Annotated in this window: 22 protein-coding genes; 18 read left to right on the forward strand and 4 right to left on the reverse strand. The window is 27.5% G+C overall.

Annotation, left to right across the window (positions count from 1 at the left end; genetic code table 11):
- The first annotated feature begins 82 nt into the window (after positions 1-82).
- Genes ATH_RS04205 through ATH_RS04215 form a run of 3 tightly spaced genes read left to right on the forward strand, consistent with a single transcriptional unit; the run spans position 83 to position 2,916 of the window.
- The gene (locus ATH_RS04205; protein WP_066173588.1) at positions 83-1,075 is read left to right on the forward strand and encodes a DctP family TRAP transporter solute-binding subunit; all 993 of its coding nucleotides are present in this window, start codon (positions 83-85) and stop codon (positions 1,073-1,075) included.
- Between the two features lie 12 nt (positions 1,076-1,087).
- On the forward strand, positions 1,088-1,633 hold the full coding sequence (locus tag ATH_RS04210; protein WP_066183636.1) for a TRAP transporter small permease: 546 nt from the start codon (positions 1,088-1,090) through the stop codon (positions 1,631-1,633).
- A complete protein-coding gene (locus ATH_RS04215) occupies positions 1,633-2,916 on the forward strand; it encodes a TRAP transporter large permease (protein WP_066183638.1) in 1,284 nt (427 codons plus the stop codon). The genes ATH_RS04210 and ATH_RS04215 overlap by 1 nt, the downstream gene beginning before the upstream one ends.
- 31 nt (positions 2,917-2,947) lie before the next feature.
- Here the strand turns inward: ATH_RS04215 and ATH_RS04220 are convergent, their stop codons facing one another.
- Positions 2,948-4,429, reverse strand: coding sequence for a cache domain-containing protein (locus ATH_RS04220; RefSeq protein ID WP_066183641.1), 1,482 nt, complete (start codon positions 4,427-4,429; stop codon positions 2,948-2,950).
- A gap of 66 nt (positions 4,430-4,495) precedes the next feature.
- Between ATH_RS04220 and ATH_RS04225 the strand changes: the two genes are divergently transcribed.
- Positions 4,496-5,179 (forward strand): response regulator transcription factor, encoded by a 684-nt coding sequence (locus ATH_RS04225; RefSeq protein ID WP_066183645.1) that lies wholly within the window; start codon positions 4,496-4,498, stop codon positions 5,177-5,179.
- 25 nt (positions 5,180-5,204) lie between these two features.
- On the opposite strand, the gene ATH_RS04230 is transcribed toward ATH_RS04225, so the two are convergent.
- Positions 5,205-6,494, reverse strand: coding sequence for an NAD(P)/FAD-dependent oxidoreductase (locus tag ATH_RS04230; protein ID WP_066390513.1), 1,290 nt, complete (start codon positions 6,492-6,494; stop codon positions 5,205-5,207).
- Positions 6,495-6,508: 14 nt separating this feature from the next.
- Entirely contained in the window at positions 6,509-6,805 is a 297-nt protein-coding gene (locus tag ATH_RS04235; RefSeq protein ID WP_083190935.1) for a c-type cytochrome, read from the reverse strand.
- Between the two features lie 833 nt (positions 6,806-7,638).
- On the opposite strand from ATH_RS04235, the gene ATH_RS04240 reads away from it, so the two are divergent.
- From ATH_RS04240 to ATH_RS04250, 3 genes are all read left to right on the forward strand, one after another.
- Positions 7,639-11,472, forward strand: coding sequence for a tetratricopeptide repeat protein (locus ATH_RS04240; RefSeq protein ID WP_066390508.1), 3,834 nt, complete (start codon positions 7,639-7,641; stop codon positions 11,470-11,472).
- Between the two features lie 82 nt (positions 11,473-11,554).
- Positions 11,555-12,937 carry a hypothetical protein gene (locus ATH_RS04245; protein WP_066186380.1) on the forward strand — a complete coding sequence of 461 codons (1,383 nt, stop codon included), beginning with the start codon at positions 11,555-11,557 and terminating at the stop codon, positions 12,935-12,937.
- A 160-nt stretch (positions 12,938-13,097) separates the two neighbouring features.
- On the forward strand, positions 13,098-13,706 hold the full coding sequence (locus tag ATH_RS04250) for a hypothetical protein (protein WP_066186377.1): 609 nt from the start codon (positions 13,098-13,100) through the stop codon (positions 13,704-13,706).
- Between the two features lie 199 nt (positions 13,707-13,905).
- Here the strand turns inward: ATH_RS04250 and ATH_RS04255 are convergent, their stop codons facing one another.
- Entirely contained in the window at positions 13,906-14,154 is a 249-nt protein-coding gene (locus ATH_RS04255; RefSeq protein WP_066390505.1) for a helix-turn-helix transcriptional regulator, read from the reverse strand.
- Positions 14,155-14,395: 241 nt separating this feature from the next.
- Here ATH_RS04255 and ATH_RS09855 point away from each other — a divergent pair, with 241 nt between their 5' ends.
- The 11 genes from ATH_RS09855 to ATH_RS04305 all read left to right on the forward strand — a co-directional run bounded on the left by ATH_RS09855 (position 14,396) and on the right by ATH_RS04305 (position 25,281).
- Positions 14,396-14,566 carry a hypothetical protein gene (locus ATH_RS09855; protein WP_165595961.1) on the forward strand — a complete coding sequence of 57 codons (171 nt, stop codon included), beginning with the start codon at positions 14,396-14,398 and terminating at the stop codon, positions 14,564-14,566.
- Positions 14,566-14,847 (forward strand): hypothetical protein, encoded by a 282-nt coding sequence (locus tag ATH_RS04265; protein ID WP_066186368.1) that lies wholly within the window; start codon positions 14,566-14,568, stop codon positions 14,845-14,847. The genes ATH_RS09855 and ATH_RS04265 overlap by 1 nt, the downstream gene beginning before the upstream one ends.
- 80 nt (positions 14,848-14,927) lie before the next feature.
- Positions 14,928-15,080: a hypothetical protein gene (locus ATH_RS09860; RefSeq protein ID WP_165595960.1), complete on the forward strand. Its 153-nt coding sequence runs from the start codon at positions 14,928-14,930 to the stop codon at positions 15,078-15,080.
- A 105-nt stretch (positions 15,081-15,185) separates the two neighbouring features.
- A complete protein-coding gene (locus ATH_RS04270; protein ID WP_066186362.1) occupies positions 15,186-15,956 on the forward strand; it encodes a type IV toxin-antitoxin system AbiEi family antitoxin domain-containing protein in 771 nt (256 codons plus the stop codon).
- Positions 15,946-16,866, forward strand: coding sequence for a nucleotidyl transferase AbiEii/AbiGii toxin family protein (locus ATH_RS04275; protein ID WP_066186359.1), 921 nt, complete (start codon positions 15,946-15,948; stop codon positions 16,864-16,866). The genes ATH_RS04270 and ATH_RS04275 overlap by 11 nt, the downstream gene beginning before the upstream one ends.
- 15 nt (positions 16,867-16,881) lie before the next feature.
- Positions 16,882-17,109 (forward strand): hypothetical protein, encoded by a 228-nt coding sequence (locus tag ATH_RS04280; RefSeq protein ID WP_066186356.1) that lies wholly within the window; start codon positions 16,882-16,884, stop codon positions 17,107-17,109.
- An 85-nt stretch (positions 17,110-17,194) separates the two neighbouring features.
- Positions 17,195-18,220 carry a DNA (cytosine-5-)-methyltransferase gene (gene dcm / locus ATH_RS04285; protein WP_066186354.1) on the forward strand — a complete coding sequence of 342 codons (1,026 nt, stop codon included), beginning with the start codon at positions 17,195-17,197 and terminating at the stop codon, positions 18,218-18,220.
- Positions 18,201-19,619 (forward strand): ATP-binding protein, encoded by a 1,419-nt coding sequence (locus tag ATH_RS04290; protein ID WP_066186352.1) that lies wholly within the window; start codon positions 18,201-18,203, stop codon positions 19,617-19,619. Before dcm ends, ATH_RS04290 begins: the two co-directional genes overlap by 20 nt.
- A complete protein-coding gene (locus ATH_RS04295) occupies positions 19,609-22,308 on the forward strand; it encodes a Z1 domain-containing protein (protein WP_066390503.1) in 2,700 nt (899 codons plus the stop codon). The genes ATH_RS04290 and ATH_RS04295 overlap by 11 nt, the downstream gene beginning before the upstream one ends.
- A gap of 13 nt (positions 22,309-22,321) precedes the next feature.
- Positions 22,322-23,233 (forward strand): PD-(D/E)XK motif protein, encoded by a 912-nt coding sequence (locus ATH_RS04300; RefSeq protein WP_165595959.1) that lies wholly within the window; start codon positions 22,322-22,324, stop codon positions 23,231-23,233.
- A gap of 2 nt (positions 23,234-23,235) precedes the next feature.
- A complete protein-coding gene (locus tag ATH_RS04305; protein ID WP_066186344.1) occupies positions 23,236-25,281 on the forward strand; it encodes an AIPR family protein in 2,046 nt (681 codons plus the stop codon).
- The last annotated feature ends 385 nt before the right edge of the window (positions 25,282-25,666 follow it).

Consider the following 25,666-nt stretch of genomic DNA (forward strand, 5'->3'; position numbering starts at 1 on the left):
ATAAGTTGATTATAGCTATATTTACATAATAGTTACATATCTTTTAGCTACAATAAATTTCAAATTAAAAAAAGGAGAAAAGATGAAAAGAAGTTTATTAATGCTTACAGCTACGGCTTTATTAGCAACTTCTGGATTAGCAGCTGATTATACTATGAAAATTAGTCACGTTGTTAGTTCAAGCACACCAAAAGGTATAGCTTCAGATTACCTAAAAAAAAGAATTGAAGAATTAACAGCAGGAAAAATTGAAGTACAAGTTTTCCCAAATTCACAACTTTATGGAGATGCTGATGAGATGAAAGCACTTGCTATGAATAATGTTCAATTAATCATGCCAAGCTTATCTAAGTTTACAAGTATTGCACCACAAATGCAACTATTTGATTTACCATTTCTTTTTAGAGATAAAGATCATTTATACAAAGTTATGGATGGAGAAGTTGGAGATAAACTAAAATCATTTATTAATGCAAAAAAACAGATGCTTGCATTTGATTACTGGGATGCAGGATTTAAACAACTATCTAGTTCAAAACAAGCTATTTTAAACCCAGAAGATGGAAAAGGTTTAAAATATAGAATTCAATCTTCAAAAGTTCTTGAAGCTCAATTTAAAGCAATTGGTGGAAATCCACAAATTTTACCATTTTCAGAAGTTTATTCAGCATTACAACAAGGTGTAGTTGATGCTACTGAAAATCCACTTTCAAATCTTTATACAAAAAAATTCTATGAAGTTCAATCAAGTGTAACAATGAGTAATCATGGTTACTTAGGATATTTAGTTGTAATGAACCAACAATTCTGGGATAAATTACCAAAAGATCTACAAGAGAAAGTTGCAATTGCTATGAAAGAAGCAACTGAACTAGAGAGAAAAGAAACAGCTATTGAAGATCAAAAAATTAGAGAAGCTCTAAAAAAATATGCTGAGGAATCAGGAAGATTAGAGATTTATGAGTTAAGTGATGCACAAGTGGCTAATTGGAGAAAAGTGATGGAAAAAGTTTATCCACAATTCTACAAAGTTATTGGTGAAGATCTAATCAAAAAAGCTATTAATACAAAGTAATGAAGTAAAAGTATGAATAATTTCTTTAAAGTTATCGATGTAATAGTTGGAACTATAAACCAAACAATGGCAGTCTTTGGACTGGCATTGGGGGTTATATTGGCTTTTATTAATGTAGTACTAAGATACGCCTTTGATATGAGTCTTCCTTGGGCTGGTGAGTTAACTAACTATTTATTTATATGGTCTGCATTATTTGGTGCAGCTTATGGATTTAAACAGGGTGCACATATTTCAATTACACTTATAATTGAAAGGCTACCTGCAATTGCTATGAAATTCTTTTTAATATTTGCAAATCTTTTATCTATTGCTTATTTACTTTTAATTTCATATTTTGGGTATCAATTAATATTAATGCTTATGGACTTTGGTGAAATGAGTGTTGATTTACATGTACCAATGTGGATTCCACAACTTGTTATTCCACTTGCTTTTTTAACAGCTGCATATAGAGTTGCTGAAAAATTAGTTGAGTTATATAGAACTGATGCTAAAGATATTAAATTATTTAGCGAACATGAAGCCATTCTAGAAGAAATAAAAGGAGAAAAATAATGGTTATTGCAACACTTTTTATTCTACTTTTTGGTTTAATGCTTGTAGGAGTTCCTGTTGCTGTTGCTTTAGGAACTAGTACATTAGCTTCTGCATATTTATTTACTGATATGGATTTAATGGGAATTTCATCAAAAATTTTTGATGGATTAAATCACTATACTCTGATGGCAATTCCAATGTTCGTTTTAGCTGGATCACTACTTGCAAGAGGAAGTGCTGCTGGAAGAATTATTAATTTTGCTAAAAGTTTAGTTGGACATCTTCCAGGTGGTCTTCCAATTGCTGCAATTTTGGCATCTATTATATTTGCTGCTATTAGTGGAAGTTCTCCTGCAACTGTTGCTGCTATTGGTTCAGTAATGTATGGTGCTATTAAACAAGCTGGATATAATGAGCAATTTGCTATTGGAACAATTGCAACATCTGGAACATTAGGAATTTTAATTCCACCTTCTGTTGTATTTATTGTTTATGGTGTTATTGCTGAACAATCTATTGGTAAATTATTTATGGCAGGTGTTATGCCAGGAATAATGATTGGTGCTATGATGATGTTTGCAACATATGTATTAGCTAGAAGAAGTGGATTTAAATCTAAAAAAATGGCAAGTTTTAAAGAGATTGTTGTTTCATTTAAAGAAGCATTTTGGGCACTACTTATTATATTTATTGTTATTGGTGGAATCTATGGAGGATTATTTACTCCAACTGAAGCAGGAGCTGTGAGTGTTATTTATGCATTTTTTATCTCTTATTTTGTATATAAAGATGTTAAGTTAAAAGATTTACATAAAATAATTCTTGATTCTGCACAAACAAGTTCTATGATATTCTTTATTATTGCAAATGCTATGCTTTTTGCACATTTCTTAACAGATGAAAGAATTCCTCATCAAATTACTCAAATGATTATAGAAGCAAATGTTAGCCCATTAATGTTCTTATTAATTGTAAATATCTTACTTTTAATTATGGGACAATTTATGGAACCTAGTTCAGTTGTTATGATTACTGTTCCTTTATTACTTCCAATAGGAATGGCTCTTGGAATTGATCCAATTCATCTTGGAGTTATAATTGTTGTAAATATGGAAATAGGAATGCTTACTCCACCTGTTGGTCTGAATCTCTTTGTTGCAAGTGGGATTACCGGACTTACAATGGGACAAGTAATAAAAGCATCTTTACCTATGACTTTAGTTCTTCTTTTTGGATTAGCTTTAGTTACATATATTCCAGCTATATCATTATGGCTTCCAAACTTAATGTACGGATACTAAAAAAGATAATTATTAAAATTAAAGATAAGATTTATATCTTATCTTTAAAAATTACAATAGAAAATTTAGCTCCTAAAGAACTATTTTCTACAAGAATTTTTCCTTTTAAACTCTTTTCTACAATTATTTTAGACATATAAAGCCCAATTCCTACACCATTTTTATCATTCTTTGTAGAAAAATAAGCCTCAAAAATTTTATTTATAGGAGAGATTAATATTCCTCCAGCATTATCTTCTATATATAATATTGTACTATTTTCATTATCATCAGCATATATTTTAATTTGGGGATTTTTAATATTCTTTTCTAGTAAAACATCTTTTGCATTTTTTAAAATATTTAAAACAACTTGTTGATATTCATTTAAAATATTATAAATCTTTATATTTTTATCAATATTTACATCAACTATTATCTCATTTAAATAAAAAACATTTTTATTTATACTAATTACACTTGAAATTAATTCCAGAAGAATGAAATTTTCTTTTTCTTTATTTGATGAAAAGAAACCTCTAAAATCATCAATAGTATTTGACATATACTCTAAAACCATATTGGCTTCTCTTCCTTTTTGCTCCATTGTTATTGCATCAAGTTTATTTGTGTCATACTTTAATTTTATTACCATTAATATTGAAGATAGTTCAGCTAAAGGTTGTCTCCATTGATGAGCAATATTTAACATCATCTCTTCAAGAGATTTATTGAGTATTTTTAACTCTTTTTCATTTTCATCAACTTGTTTTCTATAATTTTTTAGTATTTTATAAATTTCATTTGATATTGCTGTTGATATTAAAATTGCTATTAATAAAGCTAAAACAAATAGTATAATATTTTGGAAAATCTGTTTTTTTATCTCTTCTTCAAGCCCTTTTCTTTTTATATTTATAGCTTCTTGAACATCATCAATATAGATTCCAACAGATATAATCCAATCAAACTCAGGAAATAGTTCAAAATAAGATAATTTTTCTATAAAGCCATCTGCATCAGGTTTCTTATAAGAGTAAGTTACAAAAGACTCTTTTTTTTCATTAATATCTTTTAAAAAAATCTCTCTAAATCTTTTACCATTTACATCTGTATCATTTGTTGATATTAATCTTCCAAATAGATCAGGTCTATTTGGATTTACCATCATAATTGCAAAATCATCTCCACCTTCATAGTTTAAAACTTCATATATGAATATATAATTACTTCTATTTTGTTCAAATGTAAAAGTACTAAAAAGCTTTATAGCATACTCTCTTTGTTCTTCTTTACTTAAATTTGAATTTGTAATATTGTAATTTAAAATATCTTTTACCATCATAGCTTTTGTTTTGAGATTTGCTTTTACTTTTTCATAAAATTCATTTTCATAAAGAACCATTTGTCTATCAAAACTCTCTTTTGTGTTTATGTAGTAAAATAGAGATATTGTTAAAACTATTGCACTCATCGTGAAAATAAAACTTAACATTATCGCTTTTAATAGATTTTTTTCTATTTTGTTATTCAATAACTATCCTTTTCTTAAAAATCGTCTGATATAATATCACATCTTTAACTAATTGGACTTTTTACTATGAAAAACAATTTAATTAATCTAAAAAAATATAAAGTTTTATATATTGAAGATGATTTAGGAATTCAAAAAAACATAAAAGAGATACTTGAATATTATTTTAGAGAAGTTTTTGTAGCTTCTAATATATTTGAAGCTACAAACAAATATGAAGATGAATATTTAGATCTTATAATTACAGATATAAAATTAGAAAATGATAATGGTATAGATTTTATAAAAAAAGTAAGGCAAAATGATAAAAACATTAGAGTAATCATAACTTCAGCATATACAAATCTTGATTATTTACTAGAAGCAACAGAACTTAATCTTACAAAATATATTGTAAAACCAATAAATAATGAGAAGCTATTAGAAGCTTTTGAACTATTTTTGAAATCATTTGAAGATATAAATCTTTATTATATAAATGAAGATTTTTCAATAAATTTTGATAAATCAATAGTAATTAATAATAATGAAGAGATAGTTCTAACAAAAAAAGAGACAATGTTTTTAAAGCTATTAATAGATAAGAATAGGGTGATTCCATATGAAGAGATTCAAAATTATTTTTGTGAAGATGATACAATAATGAGTCAAAATGCACTTAGACTTTTTATAAAAAACTTAAGAAAAAAAATACCAAAAGATTTTCTAAAAAATAGTCAAGGTGTTGGATATTTTATAAATAAAATGTAAGAAATAGGAGATTTACTCCTAAATCTTATTTAAATATATCTTTTGTTTGAGTTTCATACCAAGCATATGCATACTTAGCTTCTAAAACTCTAATATGACCATCTGGATCTTTTAATGGACTTACTCCACCAGCACCTTCAATAGCAACTATTGATTTATCTTCTGCACTATAAACAGCTGCAACAGAAATACCATAATTTGGATTTAAAAGACTATAACAAGTATTTGCTAATTTTGGAGGATTAATAATAGCTTGTTTTTTTAATAATCTTGAAATTTGTAAAGCAGTAACTTTTGCTTGTGTACTAGCACTAAATGCTGATTTAGGCATAGGTGTAGCGATACTTGCATCTCCAATTACATGCACATTTTTTACAAGTTTAGATTCAAATGTTTTTGGATGAACATGGCACCAATCATTTTCAACTAAACCAGAATCAAATGCAATTTTAGCTGCTTTTTGATTTGGAATATAGTTTAAAACATCAGCTTCTATCTCTTCTTCATCTGTTACAATTTTTTTGTTTTTTGGATCAACACTTATAACTTTTCCACCAAAAGAACCAGCTCTCCACTCAATCATATCTCCATAAAGTTCTTTCCATCCTTGTAAAAATAAACCTTGTTTAGAAAAACTCTCTTTTTGATCTAAAATTATAATTTTTGAATTTGGCTTATTGTTTTTTAAATAATAAGCAATCAAAGATACTCTTTCATATGGACCAGGAGGACATCTAAAAGGATCAGCAGGAGAAACAAGAACAAATGTTCCACCATCTTTCATAGATTCTAGTTGTTTTTGAAGTAATAATGTTTGCTCTCCTGCTTGTACTGCGTGAGGAGCATATTTTTGGTTATCTTTTGTATAACCTTTTTCAAATTTAAAATCAATTCCAGGACTTACAATTGCTTTTGTATATTTTATAACTTCTCCATTTTCTAAGATAACTGAATTGTTTTCTCCATCAATTTTTCTTACAGAAGCATAAATTACTTTTACCTTATGATTTTTTTGTAGAGCATTTAAATCTTGTTTTATAAAATCCATTTTTTCTATACCAGAAATTACAGCATTTGAAAATGGACAAGTGTAATACTCTTTATTTTGTTCAATTAAAACAATTTCTACATCTTTATCATATTTTCTTAAATATTTAGCAGCAGTTGCACCACCAAAACCACCACCTACTATTACAACTCTTTGTTTATTTTCATTTAAAGTTGTAAGTTCAGGACTTACTAAACTATTACAAGCTGCAAAAGATAAAGCACTTGCACTTAGAACTATTTTTCCAAAATCTCTTCTATTTAACATTTTATCCCCTTTGCTTATTTTATTTTTGAGAAGTAATATGCAAGTTGTTCTAGTTCTTCATTTGAAAAACCTTTTGTATGCTTTTGCATCATATAAGAATCAACTCTTTTCCCTGATTTATACTCTAAAAGAGTTTTATAAAGATAAGATTTATCTTTACCAACAATAGAAGGAATAGCTGTTGAGTAGCTCGTATTATTTCCATGACAATTTACACATGAAAGTGATAACATTTCAGCTCTAACTGAGTCATATTTTGCAGCAAATGATAAACTTGCAATACAAAACAGTAAAAACAATATTTTTTTCATTTTTTCTCCTTAGTAAGTAATAAGATTAAATAATAATTATTATAAGCTTAATAGTGATTTAACTAATAATATTAAATGATTAATAGTGAAATTAAATATAAAAATGAGTAATAAATACACAAATATTTTATTTGTATAAGTTATAAAAAATATTAATTAATTTAATAATATAAATAAAAAGAAGAGTCAATCAAAATGATTGACGCTTCAGTTAGGGGAGAATGTAGTTAAATTTAATTAAGCTACAAAATAATTTTAATAGTAAAAAGTTAATAATAACACAATAAAAAATTAATAAAAAACAAATAAAGTATAGATATTTAAATATAAATTAATTAAAAGATGGATACAAGTTAGACATTTGTATAATTTTGGGTTTCAAAATGCTTAGGACATAAAAAATTAAATATTATTTTGAATATTTATGTAAAGTTTATTAAAGAAGATAAAAAAATATTAATAAAAGATTTAATGGAGTTTAGTAAGATGAAAATACGGGTTTATTATGATTATAAAGTAGGCTTTAATTTTTAAACAAAATACTTAAAAATGGGAATGTCTGCACATTTTAATTTCTATTTTTAGCGAAAAAATGTAAAACTTGAGGCACAGTTTGGGCACACTCTGTGACAACTTGTGTTGATGTTTTTTTAATTTTTTCATAGATCTTTAAAACCTTATTCAATTCTAAATCAAGCATATAAAATAAACTTCATTAATATATAGAAATTGTTTTATTTGATTCGTTTTATAGATAAAATTAAATTACATGTCTTAACATCAATATTGGCTATAATAATAAAAAACAACAATTTAATATATAAAGAATTAAAGTGAATAAAATAAAATTTATGAAGACATTGATATTAAATGCTACAAGTATATCTGAACAACTAATTATTAATTTGATTAAAGATGCTAAACATTATGATATACAAATAATATCCTATGAAAATGATAAATTAAATATGTCTCAATTAGTAGAACTTTCAAAAAAATATTATTTTAATAGTTTTGATTGTTATTTGCCTAAAACAAAAAATGTAGATGAAATGAAATCAAAATTATTAGCTTTAAAAGAAGAGAGTATAGTTTTAATATTAGGTCTCGAAAAAATATTTTTAAACACTGCTCAAAGTAATTTTCAAATAAAAAGTGGAACAAAACAATTCAATTATCATTCTTATGAAAATATAGATTCCATACAGCTTATATCATTTATTGAAGATTTATACGAACAATATAAATATCATTTTCTTTTTTTACTTCAAGCAAATATAGAAGTTAGCGAAAGAATAACAACTGAGTTAGAGGCATACGATATAGAAATATTAAGTATTAAATACGAAAATGATGATTCTAAAGACATACAAAAAGATATCTTTAAAGCACTAGAAAATGCAACATATAAAGAAGCATTAACAGTATTGGAAGAATATAAAGCCTCACTAGATGAACATTCAATTAGAAATTTACAAATTATGATATGGCAACAACATGGTCTTCAAAATAAGGCTATTGAATTTTTGCAAGAAAATTTTGAAATACTACATAACAGTGAAAAAAAACAGTTAGCAAATTTATATTATTTTGCTGAAAAATATTATGAAGCTTATACTATCAGCAGTGCAATATTTAAAGAAAATCCTTTAACCATTGGCTTGAATACTCTTTTTCTAAATACGGCAATAAAGTTAGGCAAGTTTGAAGAAATATATGAGCAGGTGCTTGAAGTGGACTCAAAAGATGTAAAAGTCCTAGAAATATGTGCTAATTATTTTACAAAAGAAGGAACTTTTAATACCGCTATAGAATATAGAAATAAGCTTTTCGCCTTGACAAATGAACCCTATCATTTATTATTATCAGAGATTCTTAAAATTGAAAAAGATAAACCAATCAATGGTCATATAGCGGAACAACAAATCTCAAATATAATAGTGGATTATAATGATGAAGTTTTAGATGTTGAAAAGAGTTATAGAATAGGAAGAATATGGTTTGAAGTTTATAATAGTCCTTATAAAGCTTATTGTCATTTTAAAAATGTTTTGAAAATTTGTAACAATATACATTCTGTAGATGCTGCAAAATATCGTATGAAAATACTTGGCAATCATGGACATGCCAACAAAATAATTAAGATTGGATACCAAAGGAAGTATCCCGATAGACTTCCAACAATGAGAGTTGATGAGCTATTTAACAGTTTATTAATTCTTACGCATGATGATAAAGGCTATCTAACTTGGCAAGATTTTATTGATGATTCACAAAATCAACAGACTTGGAAAAAGTACTTAAGTAAAAAAACCATCGATGTTCTACAAAGCATTAATAGTAAAATTGAGATTAGTGATATTGACAAATCTATAATGGCAAATAGATTTAAGGATAATGAATTAATCAAAATGGTTACTATGTATAAAAGTCTTTCTTTATCAGATGAGCAAATACAAACGATAAAAGAAGCATCAGAATCTTTTATTGCTCAAGCTGAAAATAAAATGGAAGAAATATGGCTTCGATACTATATAGCTAACTTCTTTATTTACATTGGAGAAATGCAACTTGCAAATAATCACTCAATAACATTATGGTATCTTGCTAATCGAATTAATAATCAAGAAGAATCAAAAATAGCAAGACTACTTGGAACACTTTCATGGGGTGTAGCACAATATAAAAATGGCAAAGAAATTGAAGGTATAACTTGTATAGTTAGTACAATAGAACATTTTATAGAAACAGAAGAAATTATTCCATTTCTTGAAGATGGTCTGGGAATTCTTAATATCTGGATTCAAAATAATAAATTTTTATTTTCTACTACTGAGTTTGACTTTTTTATCCACTTTTTTAAAAGATTAACGCCCCAAAATGCAAATCAAAATGAGGTTTATGAGTATATCGCTAAAGAAGATTGGAATGCTATTTATAATTTACTTGGATATAAAATTTATAATACGCAAGAATATAATCCTCAATGGGCTTTAGATTTTTATCACTATACACTTGCGACTGCAAAATCAGAACAGTTACATATTGATTTTGATCTGATAATGGACAATATAGAAAATCTTATATGTGCGCTTGTAATGAGAAAAGATCAAAGAGCTAAGCTATTAAACTGGTTTGCTGAATTGATTTTTATGGATTCAGATAACAAATATTCGCCAGTAGAACGGTGGAAAACATCATTAAAACTTCTGACTATTTCTATTGAGGATTTAGAAGAAAAAAGAAAAAATCTCAAAAATACTTATGAAAGAGCTTTTATAGCAGATGAAAATAGGATTATATATGAACTACATCTGAGAGTAAATATTATATTGTTTAAAGGTAAAATGTATTCAAATGACATTGAAAAATTCAAAATAATTCAAAATATTTTAAATGGATTTGATTATTTATCATTGAGAACCCAAAAAGAAAAAAAGATTAATAAATCAGGTGCAAAAGTAACCGAAGAATTAGAAAAGATTGAAAAAGAATATTTACAATTGATTGAGGAACTTTCACAATATAGTATTAAAAATTTTAAGGAAGCTTTTTTAAGTGTAGAGTATGAAGAAAAAAGTAAACAGTATGCTAAATTGAGAAGAATTTTGGAAGAAAACCATCCTGTATATATGAATGATTCACTTTATGACGAAGTTCCGATTACGATAATTCAATCGAAAATGGAGATAGATGAAATATATTATCAATATATTGATACAAAAATATTTGTATGCTATTTAGTCATTACAAATGATTTTATTGATTTTGGCTTTATCAACAATAAAAGTGAATTTGATAAAAAAGATGTTGATAATTTAGCTCGTCAAATTCAAACTTTTACAACAAGTACACAATATGATATAAAAGAAATAGAAGAGTCATATTATAAATTATCTTTGTACTATTTTGAGCCTTTACTGGTACATATAACGAACAACAAATATAAAAAAATTTATATAAATCATGACTTGTCTTTGCCTTTTATTTCTTCCAATTTGATTCGCTTGTCTGATAAGTGGTTAGTTGAAGAAGTTGATTCTATTGTTAATTTAACGAATAGACACTATTTTTTTGATAAAAAATCAAACACTACAAATGTGTTTAGTATTGCAAATCTAGGAAAAAAATCTGATCCACAATTTGTTAAAACAAATCAATGGATCAATGGAAGTCAAACTAGAAGACAAAAAAATATTGAAAATTTTGAAGATAATTTTTCTAGTATAACTAGCACGATGGCATGTAATAAAACAAACTCACTTTTAATTATCAGTCATGGTATTCAAGGAAGTAATCAAAATATATTAACAGGTGCCTTATCTATTGAGGGTGAGAAAAAAACTTACACTATAGATGATTTTCAATTTATTGCTGGACTGGAGGAATGTGTAGCTTTTTTAAGTTGTAGTGGAGGTTCATTGTCAATGGGAGAGCATGAAACAAGCAATACAATAATTAGTAGTATTCTTTCAAAAAATATCAATAGTGCAATTTTATGTAGATGGGATGTATTTTTGGAACAATCATTGGAGATATTTGAAAAAATACTCGAATTTGATAGTAATCTTGAAGAAGCTTTAACAATATCAATTAGAGAGTACATAGAGAAAAACAAAAATATTCATCCAGTATTTTGGGCTGGTATTGAAGTATGGAAGAATTAATAGCTGGTTTAAATAAACGTAATTATGTTTTGCGAGTTCGTTAAGTTTTGTAGCTAATTGAATAATTTATATAGGTGTTGAAATGTATGAAAAAGATGTTTTAAGAGAAATGTTATACGAAGCAATGATTATAGGTGATGACATAGCATATGTTGATATATATAATAAATATAAAGTTAAATATGACTTCATTAAAAATTACTCTCTGTTGATTGGTACTAATGAATTAGAACATTCAAATTTTTATAAATCAATTATTGGACAAATTCATACAAAAAAATATTTTGATAGCTTTACAAAAGATGGCAAAGAAATCTATTTAGTAAATCCATTCGCTGATTATAAAAACCTTTTATATATTTCAGAACATTTCAAAAAAGAACCTTATGTAGATCATACAATATTCTTAGACAACCAAGCTGTAAATATGTTTGTTAGGTTTTTTGATAAAAAAATTCAAAATGACTTTGTTGATACACAAATTAAATATGGTCTTGATTTAAATTATCTGTTATATGTTTTGGAAGATTATGTAAATCCACATCATCGTAATTTTAAGCCTAATATGACCTTTGAAAAGATTTATAAGTTAGATGTCATTAACCACTTAAATAAAGAAATATTTAGCAATACAGGAGAAGTTTTAATTGATATCAAAAGAATTCAATCGCATGGATTTCAAACTGTTGATATGCTTGTAGAAGATCGAAAATCCTACTTTACACATTTTATCGATAAACATAAATATAATCTACAATTACAGACTCAAATTATAAATGAAAACACGATTAAATATTATTTTGATGAAAACTTTAAAGAAGTAGATATTAATCAGGTGTTAGCAGATTACTATCTTATATTTGGTTTTGTAATTAAGATAATAATCGAAAACTGGAAAAATATTTCAATTGAAAATAAACTAAATAATTTATACGATTCGATGGTTATGAAAGGTAGAGTCTTTAAGCATTTACTAGAGTTTGCATATAGATATTTTGATAATAATCACATTTATAGTGACTTTTTTAAATATGATAAAAAAATGACATATGATAATATAATACAACGAACTCATAATATAAGTTGGGACATATTTTTATATAGTATTAGTTTACATTTTATATCAAGTCCACGAAAAAGATTTGAAAAAATTCAAGCAGATTTTGGAATAGGGCAATTTGTTACAAAAGATACACCTCTTTTTAAGTCATATATTAGTGGCTATGATAGAAAAATATTTTTAATTAAAAAATCAAAGTTTGGAAATACACATGATGTTATTAATTCGCCTTCCTTGACAACAGAAAAAGTTGAAGCAATTTTAGACGAATATAATATGCAAAATGTAAACAAAATTCAAGTTGTAAAAAATAAAAATTTTAATTTATTCAAAAAGTATCCATATCAAATTGCATTACTTTTTTGTGAGCAAATGAAAAGTGAGTTAAAGTTGAACTATCTATAATGGTTGTACCTTTTCGAAACATAGAAAAATATTTACTGTATCACTGTATATCACTATGTATCAATCAAAATTTAGCCCTAGAATTGGCATGTATTTTCAAATATACTCTTTATAGATAGCGATTTTGTCCTATCAAAACAAAGGTTATTAAGGAGAAAAAATGCCTAGAGTTAAATCAAAAGAAAAATCTTCACTTTTAGATATATATCCATATTCAAAGGATGCTTTTCAATATCTTTACGATAAGCTGACTGATGAAAATTTTAAAAGAAGATATATCATAAAAGATAAGCCAATCAATGCCGTAACAGGTATTATTTGGGATATTACACAAGGTGAACCAGAGATTACGGAGATTATCTCTACTATGGATAAGATGGTTGGCATCCGCTCAGAGAAAACAAGGTCACGACTTGAGAAGATCGTAGATACTTGGCTAAAAAAAGCGTACAATTTGAAACTTCAAAAGGGTTATGTAATTCATCGCTCTTTTTTACTAAAGTTTGTAAAAACAATATATCAAAATTATGATGAAAATATCAAACGAGCAGCCATCTATCATTTTGATAAATACAACGATAAAAACAAAAAAAAGATCAAAAGAGCTTATGAAAATATTCGGTTAAATGATTTGCAAGAAAGGTATCCAGAGTTTAATATTTTGGATGCATATGCTTATGCACTAATTACTGAAAAATTGAAAATCAAAGAGGATGATCTTATCGAGTTTGAGAATATTGTCGCCCTCTTAAAGTCTACAAGTGAGTAAAAGGGACGAAAAGTTTAACCTAGTAACGATTTTTTTAGACACAATGCAAGAAACTTCTTAATATAGGGGTTTTCTGTGTTAGCTTGTGTAAGCATTTTATTTTAGGGGATAAAAACAAGTATATAAATACTTCTTTTTGTCCTTTTTCAAGGATGAAATCAGCCTATATATGAACGACAGTGAATAGCAACGGACTGAATTATTTTTGAGAGTCTTGTATGTGAGGGATAAGATCAGTTACTTCGATACCAAATTCGTAAGCAATTTTATACAGGTGGGAAAGGTTATAGCTTACATCATGTTTTCTGGTTTCAATCTTTGCTACATAGTTGGGAGATTTGTGTCCTAAAATTTGTGCGAGCATTAGTTGACTAATATTTCTTTTTACTCTTTCTTCTTTTACTTTTAGAACAATTTCATCTAAAAATTTATCTATATTTTCTTCCAATAATAAACACCTATAAGTTTTGAAAGATAATAGCTATATGGTCAAAATCTAACAAACACTTATAAGTGTTTAATAAGCATTTTTGAGTTAATATTTATTATATGAATTTATATCTCAGGAGCAAAAAATGGCAGAGTATTTTACAAATGTACTAGCAAGACTGATTGTTAGCTATTCGACTTTAGTGGTAATATCATTAGCGATTTTGGTAGGCTACTGGATCATCGAAGATTACAATGCTATGGTAGAGTTTATCAAATACATAAGTGACAATACTTTTGCACATATCGTTTTGTGGATGCCATTAATATTTGCATGGTTCAAACCTAGTAAAAATGGTAATGCAAATGCTTACTACCACAGACAAGCAAATTTTTGGGCAATGCATGATACTACGGGAGGAAGATGGTAATGATAAAAATATTTTTAGCTTTTTTAGTGTTAGCTGGGATTGCAAGTGCTACAGAGGTGGCTATATGTCAATTTAAGACAGAATATTCTGGTTTTGCAGAAGATAAGATGACTTGTCCAGGATCTTTTGAAAAAGTTACCACAATAAAAGATATGTATGCTGATGGATGGAAGTTTAAAGGTAGTTACAGAACTAATATGTATGAAGCAGGTGGACAATATAGAGGCACTAAGGTAATTAAAGAATATACTTATCTTGTAATGGAAAAGGAAGATAAGTAACGAAACTGTTTAAATATAGGGATGTTTATAAGTTATATAGTAAAATAGAAGTATTAAATTACTTCGTTTAGGAAATTCGTATGCCATTTTTAGCCTTACTTTTTGCACTGTTTGTTTTTGCTTTGTATAAAGGGGAAAGCAGTAGTGCTTTAGTAATATTGATTATGATCGTCGCAGCACTTTTTGCTACATACAATAAATCATTTCGAGACTCTTTGAGAGAGTTTTTTTAGTTTGTTTTTAAAATAGCAACTTTTATAAACTAATATTTTATAAAAATATAAAATAAAGAAACAAATCTCTTGCTTTTGTTTTTAAAAATAGCTAAAATATAAATTATGAATTTACAAAATGGTATAAAAATAAAACAACTATATCAAATGTTACCAGAGGGAGTTATAGCTCCTGCTTCTTGGCTTGCAGAACAAGGCTACTCTATGCAGCTGCTTTACCAGTACACCAAAAGCGGTTGGCTCAAAAAAACCTCAAGAGGCTCATGCATAAGAGGTGATGCGAAGCCATCTTGGCAGGGTGCTGTTTTAGGACTGCAAAAACTTAGCCATGAGCCATTTCACATAGGTGGCGTAACATCACTCAATCTTCAAGGTTATGCGCATTATCTGCCACTGAATAACTCACAAACTATATATTTGTATGGTACTCAAAAACTTCCAGCATGGTTTAAAAACATAGAGCTTGAACAAAAGTTTAATGTGATGAAAAAGCCCTGTTTTGAGAAAATAGGTCTCAAAAGCATACCATCAAATATAAAAGATTGGGAGATGGTAGTTTCCTCTCCTGAAAGAGCTATGTTAGAGCTTCTTTATCAAGTAAAGCCAGATGGACTAAGTTTTGAGTTTGCAGCAGAGATATTTGAGGGACTCACAACACTTCGCCCATCTTTAGTCAATAAACTTTTAGGTGTGTGTGAAAACATAAGAGTCAAACGCTTATTTCTTTTTCTGACAAGTTACTTTAACCACCCTTGGGCAAAGCATGTAAAAAAAGATGAGTTGGAACTCGGAACTGGCAGGATGCAGATCGTAAAAAACGGTGTCTTTGACAACGAGTTTTTAATAACAGTACCAAAGGAGTACCATGCTAGATAAAAATTCTATCTATTACAAACAAGTACAGCTACTTTTGGAAGTATTACCTTATGTGTCACAAGAGGAGTGTTTTGCTCTTAAAGGCGGTACGGCTATCAATATGTTTGTCAGAGATATGCCACGACTCTCCGTAGATATAGACCTTATGTATCTTCCAGTAGAAGATCGACAAACCAGCCTTCAAAACATTGCTGAGTCGTTTCAAAGAATTGCTAACTCTATAGAGTCTTCAATAAGAGGTGCAAAAGTATATAGGCTAGATCAACAAGGAGATGGAATACTCTCTAAACTTCAAGTTGAAAAAAACGGTGTCCGTATCAAAATAGAAGCATCGCCAGTAACAAGAGGAACGGTAAGAGAACCAAGTGTGCTCAATGTATCGGCAAGAGTGGAAGAGGAGTTTGGTTTTGCAGAGACTAGCGTAGTTCACTTGGATGATCTGTATGCTGGAAAACTCTGCGCTGCACTTGACAGACAACACCCTAGAGACTTTTTTGATGTCAGAGGACTCCTTGACAATGAGGGTATAAGCGATACTCTCATGGATGTTTTTATAGTGTACTTGATAAGCAGTAATCAACCTATATCAAAACTACTGCAACCAAACTTGATAGACATTGAGAGAATCTACTCTGAACAGTTTGTCGGGATGCCGATAGAGCCAATGCCTTTGGAAGTTTTAGAAGCAACGAGAATAGAGCTAATTAGCACAATCCGTTCTAAACTTACTCAAAATCATCGTGATTTTTTGATAGGTTTTAAAGAGGGACATCCAGACTGGAGTTTGCTTCCGTTTGAGAACATAGAAGAGCTTCCATCTGTAAAGTGGAAAATGCTCAACCTTGAGAAAATGCCAAAAGCAAAAAGAGCGGAAGCTATAGAAAAATTAAAAGATGCACTTAAAATCTGAAATGGAGAGGTAGTAATGGAACAAAAAGTATTTAGTGTGATGTCGGAAGAGTTTACAAAAAACTACGATTTTTACAAAGATTATGATGATATGGTAATCCACAAGGAGACAGAACAGATCTTTAAAACTAATTTCATCAACGGTATGGTTCAACTAGTCCCAGTGAGCAATCATACAGCTATGGAAAAGATCGAGCAAGGGCTTAGTGAGTTTGCTAAAGAACTCAAAAGACAAGGGTTTTAAAAGTAATAAATCAATGAATAATTTTTTATAAATATTAATTATGATATTATAAGTTGATTATAATTAATATATATTAAGGCTAGGTATGTCATATAAAGTAGGAAGCTTGTTCGCTGGAGTTGGAGGAGTATGTCAAGCTTTTAAAAATTCAGGATGTCAGGTTGTTTGGGCTAATGAAATTGATGAAAAGGCGTGTACAACTTACCAATTAAACCATAAAGATACAGAACTAATAAAAGGTGATATAAAAAAACTTTCGAAAGAAAATTTGGAAAAAATAGATATTTTGACAGCAGGATTTCCTTGCCAACCATTTTCTCAAGCTGGACATGGTAAAGGATTTGAAGATGAGAGAGGGCAGTTGTTTTTTGATGTTGTAAGACTACTAAAAGATTTAAAGCCTAAAGCTTATTTTCTTGAAAATGTAAAAACATTAGCATCACATAATGATGGTGAAACTTTTAAAGTTGTAAAAAAAGAATTAAAAAAAGCAGGATATTCATTTATCCCTTTTATTTTAAATGCAGCAGAACATACCTATATACCTCAAGGGAGAGAACGTATTTATATAGTTGGTTTTAAAGATGAATGTGAATATACTTTTGATAAGCCGATAAAAATTAATAAAATAGATGATATAGAACAACAATTATTGTCAAAATTGTTTAAAATACCCCCAAAATTAGATAAAAGTCCTAAAAAAGTAAAAGAATTTTTAGATAAATCCACAGTTTTAGCAAATGATATTTATAATAATTTCGATAATAAGATACATCAAAGAGTAATAGAGGCAGTAAAAGATACAGATACGGTATATCAATATAGACGATATTATGTAAGAGAAAATAAATCAAGTGTCTGTCCAACATTAACAGCTAATATGGGTGGTGGTGGACATAATATACCTATTATTTTAGATAATAACATGCCTAGAAGGTTGACTCCAAAAGAATGTTTTAATTTACAAGGCTTTCCTAAAACTTTTAAATTACCTGATAATATTGCCAGAGGACAATTATATAAACAAGCGGGAAATTCAGTAGTGGTTCCAATGGTTCAACAAATTGCAGAGGAAATGGTACGAGTTCTTAATGGAAACCAAATTAGTTAAACCTAATCTAAAAAACTTCATAAAATCTTTAAGAGATGTGGGATATACATTTGAAATTGCCGTAGCAGATATTTTAGACAATAGTATTTCAGCAAATGCTACTGAAGTTAAAATTTATACTGTACCAAAACCTGAGTTAGTATTTTATATGCTTGATAATGGTAGTGGTATGTATGATAATGAATTATTAGAAGCTATGAGGCTTGCAACAAAAAATCCTGATGATGAAAGAGATAAAAGAGATTTAGGAAGATTTGGCTTAGGATTAAAAACAGCATCTTTTTCTCAATGTAAAAAACTTACTGTAATTTCTAAAAAAGACAATCAGCTATCAATAAAACAGTGGGATTTAGATTATATTTCAGAAGTAAATGAATGGGAATTAATTACTCCAGAATTAAATACATATCAAGATATTCCTTTTTTTAATGAACTTTCAAATAGTAAAAGTGGTACATTAGTTATTTGGGAGAAAATTGATAAATACAAACAGGATACGTTTTCACATAAGGTTGAAAAGTTAAATAGTCATTTGTCTTTAGTATTTCACAGATTTTTAGAAGGAGCTGATAGTTTTACAAGACTAAAAATTTCTGTAAATGGTAATTATTTAAAACCCTTTGATCCTTTTAATGCCAATCACGATGCAACATTTGAACAATCTCCTGAGATTATAAACTTTTATGGTTCAAATATAAAAATTACATCGTTTATACTTCCGCATCATAAAAATCTATCTCGAGAAGAATGGGATAGATTTGGAACAGAAGATGGTTATATAAAATCACAAGGATTTTATCTTTATAGAGCTAATAGATTATTGATATATGGTACTTGGTGGGGTTTACATAAAGCGAGTGATGCACATAAATTAGTAAGAATTAAAATCGATATATCAAATAATCAAGATGGTTATTGGGGAATCGATATTAAAAAATCAACTGCAAATCCATTACCAGAATTAAAAAAAGATTTAAAAAGAATCATACAAAAAGTAACTAAAGATGGATTTAAACCTTTTTCTACAAGAGGTAGAAAAATAAATGATAAAACAACTACAAGGTTTTGGACTATAGTTCCCGATCAAGATGGATTTCATTTTGGAGTGAATAAAGAGCATCCAATTTATATTAAACTTATTGAATCATTACCAGAAGAAAATAAAGACCTATTTAATAGTTATCTTAAAGGCTTGCAAGCTTATCTTCCTTTAGAATCAATACAACATCAATTACAACAAAATCCTCATCACATTAAACAAGAAGATTTACTTACAGATAATGATAAAAAAGAGTTATTTATAAAATTGAAAAATTTAGGTTTTGATAAAGAATATATAGAAAGTTTATTAAAGACAGAATTATATAAAAACCATGAGGAGTTACTTGATGCTGATTAATCTATATGAAGAGGTTAAAGAATTTTTATTAAATAAACTAAATAAACAATATGAGCTTCAAGAAGATAATTTAGAATCGTCTGATATAGAAAGGGAAATCAATAATATAAAAACAATACTTTCCTCTGATATGAAAAGTCACTTCTTTATTAATTTTATAGAAAATTTAACAGATAAAGATTTTATCCAGCTAAGAATCGAAATTGAGAAACATTTTGATGTTAAAATGGAAGAAGGGATAATAATCAAAGGCGAGGAGCAACAAAAAAGAGATACAACATGGTGGAGTAATAAAACTAAACTAGAACAAGAAAAAAGCAATAACAATTATTATTGGAATAGATTAAAAAAATACCATGAGAAATCTTTACCTCCAGAAGTAATAAAAACAATAGATGAAGATACTGATATGGTAATGGATAATATTGGCAATCCTAATTTAGAAGAATTTGATATATATGGAATGGTCGTTGGTCATGTTCAATCTGGAAAAACTGCAAATTATTCATCACTTCTTTGTAAAGCAGCCGATGCTGGGTATAGATTTATAGTAGTTATTGCTGGAGATAAAAATAATTTAAGAGATCAAACTCAAGAAAGAATCAACGAAGCATTTTTAGGAAAAAATACTTCAAAGTTAGTTGGGGTAGGATTAATAGATTCTAAAAAAGATAAATTACCAATTAGTTTAACAACTATTGAAAAAGACTTTAATGCAAGAGATGCAGATAAAAATTCACAAGGTACAAATTTTGATAATATTAATACGCCAATTTTATTAGTAATTAAAAAAAATACATCAACATTAACAAGTGTTATCTCTTGGATAAAAAATCAATATAAAAACAAAATATACAAGCATTCAATGCTTGTAATTGATGACGAGTCTGACTATGCTTCAATCAATACCAAAGAACAAGAAGACCCAACAACAATAAACAAAAAAATCAGGGCATTACTTGGTTTATTTCATAAAAGTAGCTATGTTGCATATACTGCAACACCATATGCAAATATTTTTATAGACCATGAAGTAGAAGAAACAAAGAATATTTATCTTGATAATAAGAACAAAGAAAGTGATATAGCTAAAGATTTGTTTCCAAGAGATTTTATTTATGCTCTTGATGCTCCTACAAATTATTTTGGTGCAAGAAAAATATTTATTGAAGATACTGAAAAATACATTATTAATATTAAATATGATGATTTGAAAATTTTGCCGACGAACCATAAAAAAGATGATGACTTAACAACTCTACCAGAATCTTTGTATGAAGCAATTAACTTATATATTTTAAATATAGCAATTAGATATTTAAGAAAACAAAAGAATAAACACAATAGTATGCTCATTCATATTAGTAGATTTTCAGATATGCATTCTAAAATTGCTTTTTTAGTAAATAGTCATTTACAAATTGTTAAAGCAGATATAAAATCTTATGGAAAATTAGCAAATGCAAAAAATCAAAGTTTTATAATTCAAAAATTCTATGATTTATTTCTTGAAAAGCTCAGTTTTATTGAATTTGAGTGGGAAAATGTTCTTAGTCAATTAGTGGATATTATAGATACTGTTGTGGTGAGAGAAGAGCATCAAAAAAGCAAATTAAGAATAGAATATCGTAAAGATATAACCTCAAATATTATAGCAATTGGGGGAATGAGTTTGGCAAGAGGTTTTACACTTGAAGGTTTGAGTGTAAGCTATTTTATAAGAAGTACAATTTTTTATGATACATTAATGCAAATGGGTAGATGGTTTGGATACAGAACAGGCTATGAAGATTTATGTAAAATATATATGCCTTTAGAAGTTGAAAATTATTTTAGACAAATAATTGAAGCAACTGAGGAGTTAATGTTAGACTTTAAAGAGATTGCAAAAGAAAAGAAAACTCCTCTGGATTTTGGTTTAGCTGTTAAACAGCATCCAGATAGTTTATTGCAAGTTACTGCAAAAAATAAAAGAAAAAATACTCAAGTATTACCTCATAAAATGAATTTAAATGGAGTATTAAAAGAAACGGTTAGATTTTCTAAAGATCAAAAAGTCCACGCACAAAATTTAAGTGTGCTTGTTGATTTGGTTAATGGTTTAGATAGCAAGTTATCAGATAACAAATCTCCTTTTATTTTTAGAGAAATTGAAAGAGAAACTATAGAAAAGTTTTTAAATGATTTTATTATTTATAAGAGAAGTGTAATTGATAATTTAATGCCTATTAAGTTTATTCAAGAATATGTTAAAAATATAGACACAAAATGGGATATAGTATTATATAGTGGTAAACAACAAGAAATAACTATTGGATCAATTATCACACAAGCCCAATTAAGAAATAATCCTAATGACAAAGGTGATTATATTGAACTTGCTAGAAGAAAAGCTTCATCTGGTACTCCTGAGCTAATATTATTAGATAAAGACTTACAAAAAGAGATAAATGCTAAAGATTTTCAAAAAGGTGAAAAGTCAAAGTATATCAGACAAAGATTAAAAAATCCAGTATTAATGCTTCACATATTGGATATTCCAGAATTTTGTAAAACATTACCTGCTTTTGGAGTTTGTTTTCCTGATAATGGTTTAGGACATTCTCAAACAGTAGAATATATTATAAATAGTGTATATATTAAAGAACTTGAAGAACAAATGAGATATGAAGAGGAATATGATGATTAATCCTTGGAAAGATATGAAAAAAAGTACTCAAAGAAGGGTAAAAGAAAATATTAAACATGACATATTTTGGATTGTTGATTTAGAAGGTAAATATGGATTATATATTAAAATAAAATCGATATGCGATAACAACATAGATATATTAAAGTTAAAAGGTTTATCGATATTAAAAAGAAATGAAGAAAATACTACAGAACTCTTTATAGCTTTAAATAGTAATCAAGATTGGGAAATGTTTTTAACACTGTGTAAAGATTTAATATTAATAGCAAAAAAATATAGTGATGATAGTACTATGTTTACTGCAATAGAAAATCGATTAAAAAGGTGGCAACAATTTCTCTTAAAAAATAAAAGTATAGACTTTCCACTACATAAGCAAATGGGCTTATTTAGTGAACTAATGTGTTTAAAAGAGATAATTGCTAATAATATTGGCATTAAAAATGCAATTTTTTCATGGGTCGGTGCTGATTTTGATAAACAAGACTTTTTATTAGAAGATATGATTATTGAAGTAAAATCATATAAAACATCAAAAACACCAATAGTATCAATATCTTCTGCTGCACAACTGTATAGTGATAAACAACCTATATATTTAATTTCTTATGGATTAACTCCTACAGATAATGGAATTTCTATTGATGATTTAATTTTAGACATTGAAAAACAAATAGAAAATGAATCTTTTGAATTTTTTGAGATATTTCATAATAAACTTTTTGAATATGGATATATGATAGATTTAGATATAAAAAAATATAAATTTATTATAGATAAAAACAGGATATTCCATGTTAGTACATCATTCCCAAAAATTACACCATTAGATATTGATAGTAGAATTTTAAATTTGAACTATTCTATTGATTTACTACAGTGTAAAGAATTTGAAATAGAAAGAATTCAATTTAAAGGTTGATAATGATTACACTACAAGAGTTTCATCAAGATTTTTTACAATCAATTTTATCAGATACACAAAGCAGAGGAATTCCAAAACCTCAAGCTTTTTTTGAAAATGTATGTGAAGAACTTATAATAACTGGTGACCTATCGAATAATTATACAGAAGCTGAATATACAAAAAAAGGTATGGAAGTTTATGGATATGATTATGATGAAGAAAGAGAAATATTAACTTTACTTGCACATCAATTTTTTCAAGAAGAAGAAATTCAAACATTAACAAAAAGTCATATTGATACAAAGTTTAAAAGATTAAAAACTTTTTTTATAAAATCAAGTCAAGCTCTTTATGAAAATATGGAGCAAGGATTTGAACATTATTCTATGGCATTTAATATATATAACTATTTAAATAAAAATGCAATAAAAAAAGTTAGACTTATGTTAATTTCTGATGGCAAAGCTACAAGAAATTTACTCGATATAGATAATGAATATTTAGATACTAATTTAGAAATTGAATTTAGAGTTATTGATATAGAATATTTGTATAAAGTGTATTTATCTGAAAATACAGGTGGTGATTTTGAAATAGATGTTAATATTCCAACTTTACAAGTTGATTCAGTTTCAAATGAGTATAAATCATTTTTAACAATATTAGATGGTAATAAACTGGTTGATATTTACGATAAGTATGGGCAAAAACTTCTTGAACAAAATGTAAGAACTTTTTTACAGTTTAGAGGTAATGTAAACAAAGGGTTAAGAAATACAATAGAATATACCCCAGAAATGTTTTTTGCTTATAATAATGGTATCACTGCAACTGCTACTGATGTTCATGTTGATGATAAAAATAACATTACAAAAATAATTAATTTTCAAATTGTAAATGGTGGACAAACTACATCAGCAATTTATGCAGCAAATAAAAACTCAAACTTAGATGTTTCAAGTATTTATGTTCAGATGAAATTATCTGTAGTTCAGGATAAAGAAAAACAAAATGAGTTCGTATCAAATGTTTCAGAGTATGCAAACACTCAAAATAAAATTAATAAATCAGACTTTTTTTCTAATAGTCCTTTTCACAAAGAGTTTAAAAACTATTCTAAAAGAATATGGGTTGCAGCAGTTGGTGGTTCACAAAGGAGAACACATTGGTTTTATGAAAGAGTTAGGGGAGAATATTTAAATGAACAAGCATACCTAACAAAGTCACAAAAAAAACAATTTCAATTAGAAAATCCAAAACTCCAATTAATAGATAAAACATTTTTATCAAAAAGTGAAAATGTATGGTTACAAAAACCAGATATAGTATCTAAGGGTGCACAGTATAGCTTTGCAGATTTTGCAAAAACAATAACGGATAAATTAGAAGAAGACAATTTAGCAATAACTGAACAATATTTTAAAGATAGTATATCTCGTGTTATTATGTTTAAAGAAGTTGAAAAATTAATCTCAAAATCAGAATGGTATCAATTACATAAAGCTTATAGAGCACAAACTGTTGCATACACAATTGCATATTTAGCTAATCATATTCAAGAAAAAAAACAATATTTAAATTTTAATTTAATTTGGGAATCACAGAAACTACCAAACTCATTGTACAACATACTTGCAATAATAGCTGAAGCAGTATTTAAAAACATTACAAATCCTCCAGAAGGTAACACAAATGTTGGACAATGGTGTAAAAAAACAAAATGTTGGGATAGGGTAAAAAAGTTAGATTTAAAAATTGAAATAAATGATGAATTGCTAACTGATAGAGAAGAAGAAAAATATAATAATAGAGAAGCTAAAAAAGGAAAGAAGTTAGATTCAAGTATAGAAATTGAATCATTTGTAATCAATTTAGAAAAAGAAAAGTGGAAACAATTATTAGAGTATTATCAAAAGGATGAAATGAAGCTTCACATTTCTATGATGCAATTAGATATTTTAACAAAATACACTAATGGGTTGATGATATTACCATCTCCTAAACAATCTAAAATATTGTACCAACTATATGAAAATGCAATTAATGAAGGTGTTGTATTATGATATATGCAAAAAATTTTTAAAAGTTTGTCAATAACAGTTGTTGACAAGCAGTATTTACTTAAGCAAAATCTAAAAAAACATACTTTAAAATTTGACCGTTGATGACCTTTATAGGGCATCACAAACACGAGCTGAAAAAGCTAGACTATTAAAGACACTAGGTTTCGTAAGGGTTGCCTTTTGTCAGACCATGAATAAATACGATGATGTATAATGAAGATAAATTAATATATGTAGATCACAAGATCTACAATGTGCGCGCAAAATTAAAATTAAGATGATGAAAATACCTCGGGACGGTAATGGAGTTCCCGCTTTGATAAATTATTTTAAACCCTTCAAGTTCAATCAAAGACTAATGTAGAAAATGAAAAAATGAAAATGT

Source organism: Aliarcobacter thereius LMG 24486 (assembly GCF_004214815.1).
GTDB lineage: Bacteria > Campylobacterota > Campylobacteria > Campylobacterales > Arcobacteraceae > Aliarcobacter > Aliarcobacter thereius.

Excerpts from the sequence above, each read along its gene's own strand:
- ATH_RS04205 (WP_066173588.1), top strand. The coding sequence starts at position 83 with ATGAAAAGAAGTTTATTAATGCTTACAGCTACGGCTTTATTAGCAACT.
- ATH_RS04210 (WP_066183636.1), top strand. The coding sequence starts at position 1,088 with ATGAATAATTTCTTTAAAGTTATCGATGTAATAGTTGGAACTATAAAC.
- ATH_RS04215 (WP_066183638.1), top strand. The coding sequence starts at position 1,633 with ATGGTTATTGCAACACTTTTTATTCTACTTTTTGGTTTAATGCTTGTA.
- ATH_RS04225 (WP_066183645.1), top strand. The coding sequence starts at position 4,496 with ATGAAAAACAATTTAATTAATCTAAAAAAATATAAAGTTTTATATATT.
- ATH_RS04230 (WP_066390513.1), bottom strand. The coding sequence starts at position 6,494 with ATGTTAAATAGAAGAGATTTTGGAAAAATAGTTCTAAGTGCAAGTGCT.
- ATH_RS04235 (WP_083190935.1), bottom strand. The coding sequence starts at position 6,805 with ATGAAAAAAATATTGTTTTTACTGTTTTGTATTGCAAGTTTATCATTT.
- ATH_RS04245 (WP_066186380.1), top strand. The coding sequence starts at position 11,555 with ATGTATGAAAAAGATGTTTTAAGAGAAATGTTATACGAAGCAATGATT.
- ATH_RS04250 (WP_066186377.1), top strand. The coding sequence starts at position 13,098 with ATGCCTAGAGTTAAATCAAAAGAAAAATCTTCACTTTTAGATATATAT.
- ATH_RS09855 (WP_165595961.1), top strand. The coding sequence starts at position 14,396 with ATGGTAGAGTTTATCAAATACATAAGTGACAATACTTTTGCACATATC.
- ATH_RS04265 (WP_066186368.1), top strand. The coding sequence starts at position 14,566 with ATGATAAAAATATTTTTAGCTTTTTTAGTGTTAGCTGGGATTGCAAGT.
- ATH_RS09860 (WP_165595960.1), top strand. The coding sequence starts at position 14,928 with ATGCCATTTTTAGCCTTACTTTTTGCACTGTTTGTTTTTGCTTTGTAT.
- ATH_RS04270 (WP_066186362.1), top strand. The coding sequence starts at position 15,186 with ATGAATTTACAAAATGGTATAAAAATAAAACAACTATATCAAATGTTA.
- ATH_RS04275 (WP_066186359.1), top strand. The coding sequence starts at position 15,946 with ATGCTAGATAAAAATTCTATCTATTACAAACAAGTACAGCTACTTTTG.
- ATH_RS04280 (WP_066186356.1), top strand. The coding sequence starts at position 16,882 with ATGGAACAAAAAGTATTTAGTGTGATGTCGGAAGAGTTTACAAAAAAC.
- dcm (WP_066186354.1), top strand. The coding sequence starts at position 17,195 with ATGTCATATAAAGTAGGAAGCTTGTTCGCTGGAGTTGGAGGAGTATGT.
- ATH_RS04290 (WP_066186352.1), top strand. The coding sequence starts at position 18,201 with ATGGAAACCAAATTAGTTAAACCTAATCTAAAAAACTTCATAAAATCT.
- ATH_RS04295 (WP_066390503.1), top strand. The coding sequence starts at position 19,609 with ATGCTGATTAATCTATATGAAGAGGTTAAAGAATTTTTATTAAATAAA.
- ATH_RS04300 (WP_165595959.1), top strand. The coding sequence starts at position 22,322 with ATGAAAAAAAGTACTCAAAGAAGGGTAAAAGAAAATATTAAACATGAC.
- ATH_RS04305 (WP_066186344.1), top strand. The coding sequence starts at position 23,236 with ATGATTACACTACAAGAGTTTCATCAAGATTTTTTACAATCAATTTTA.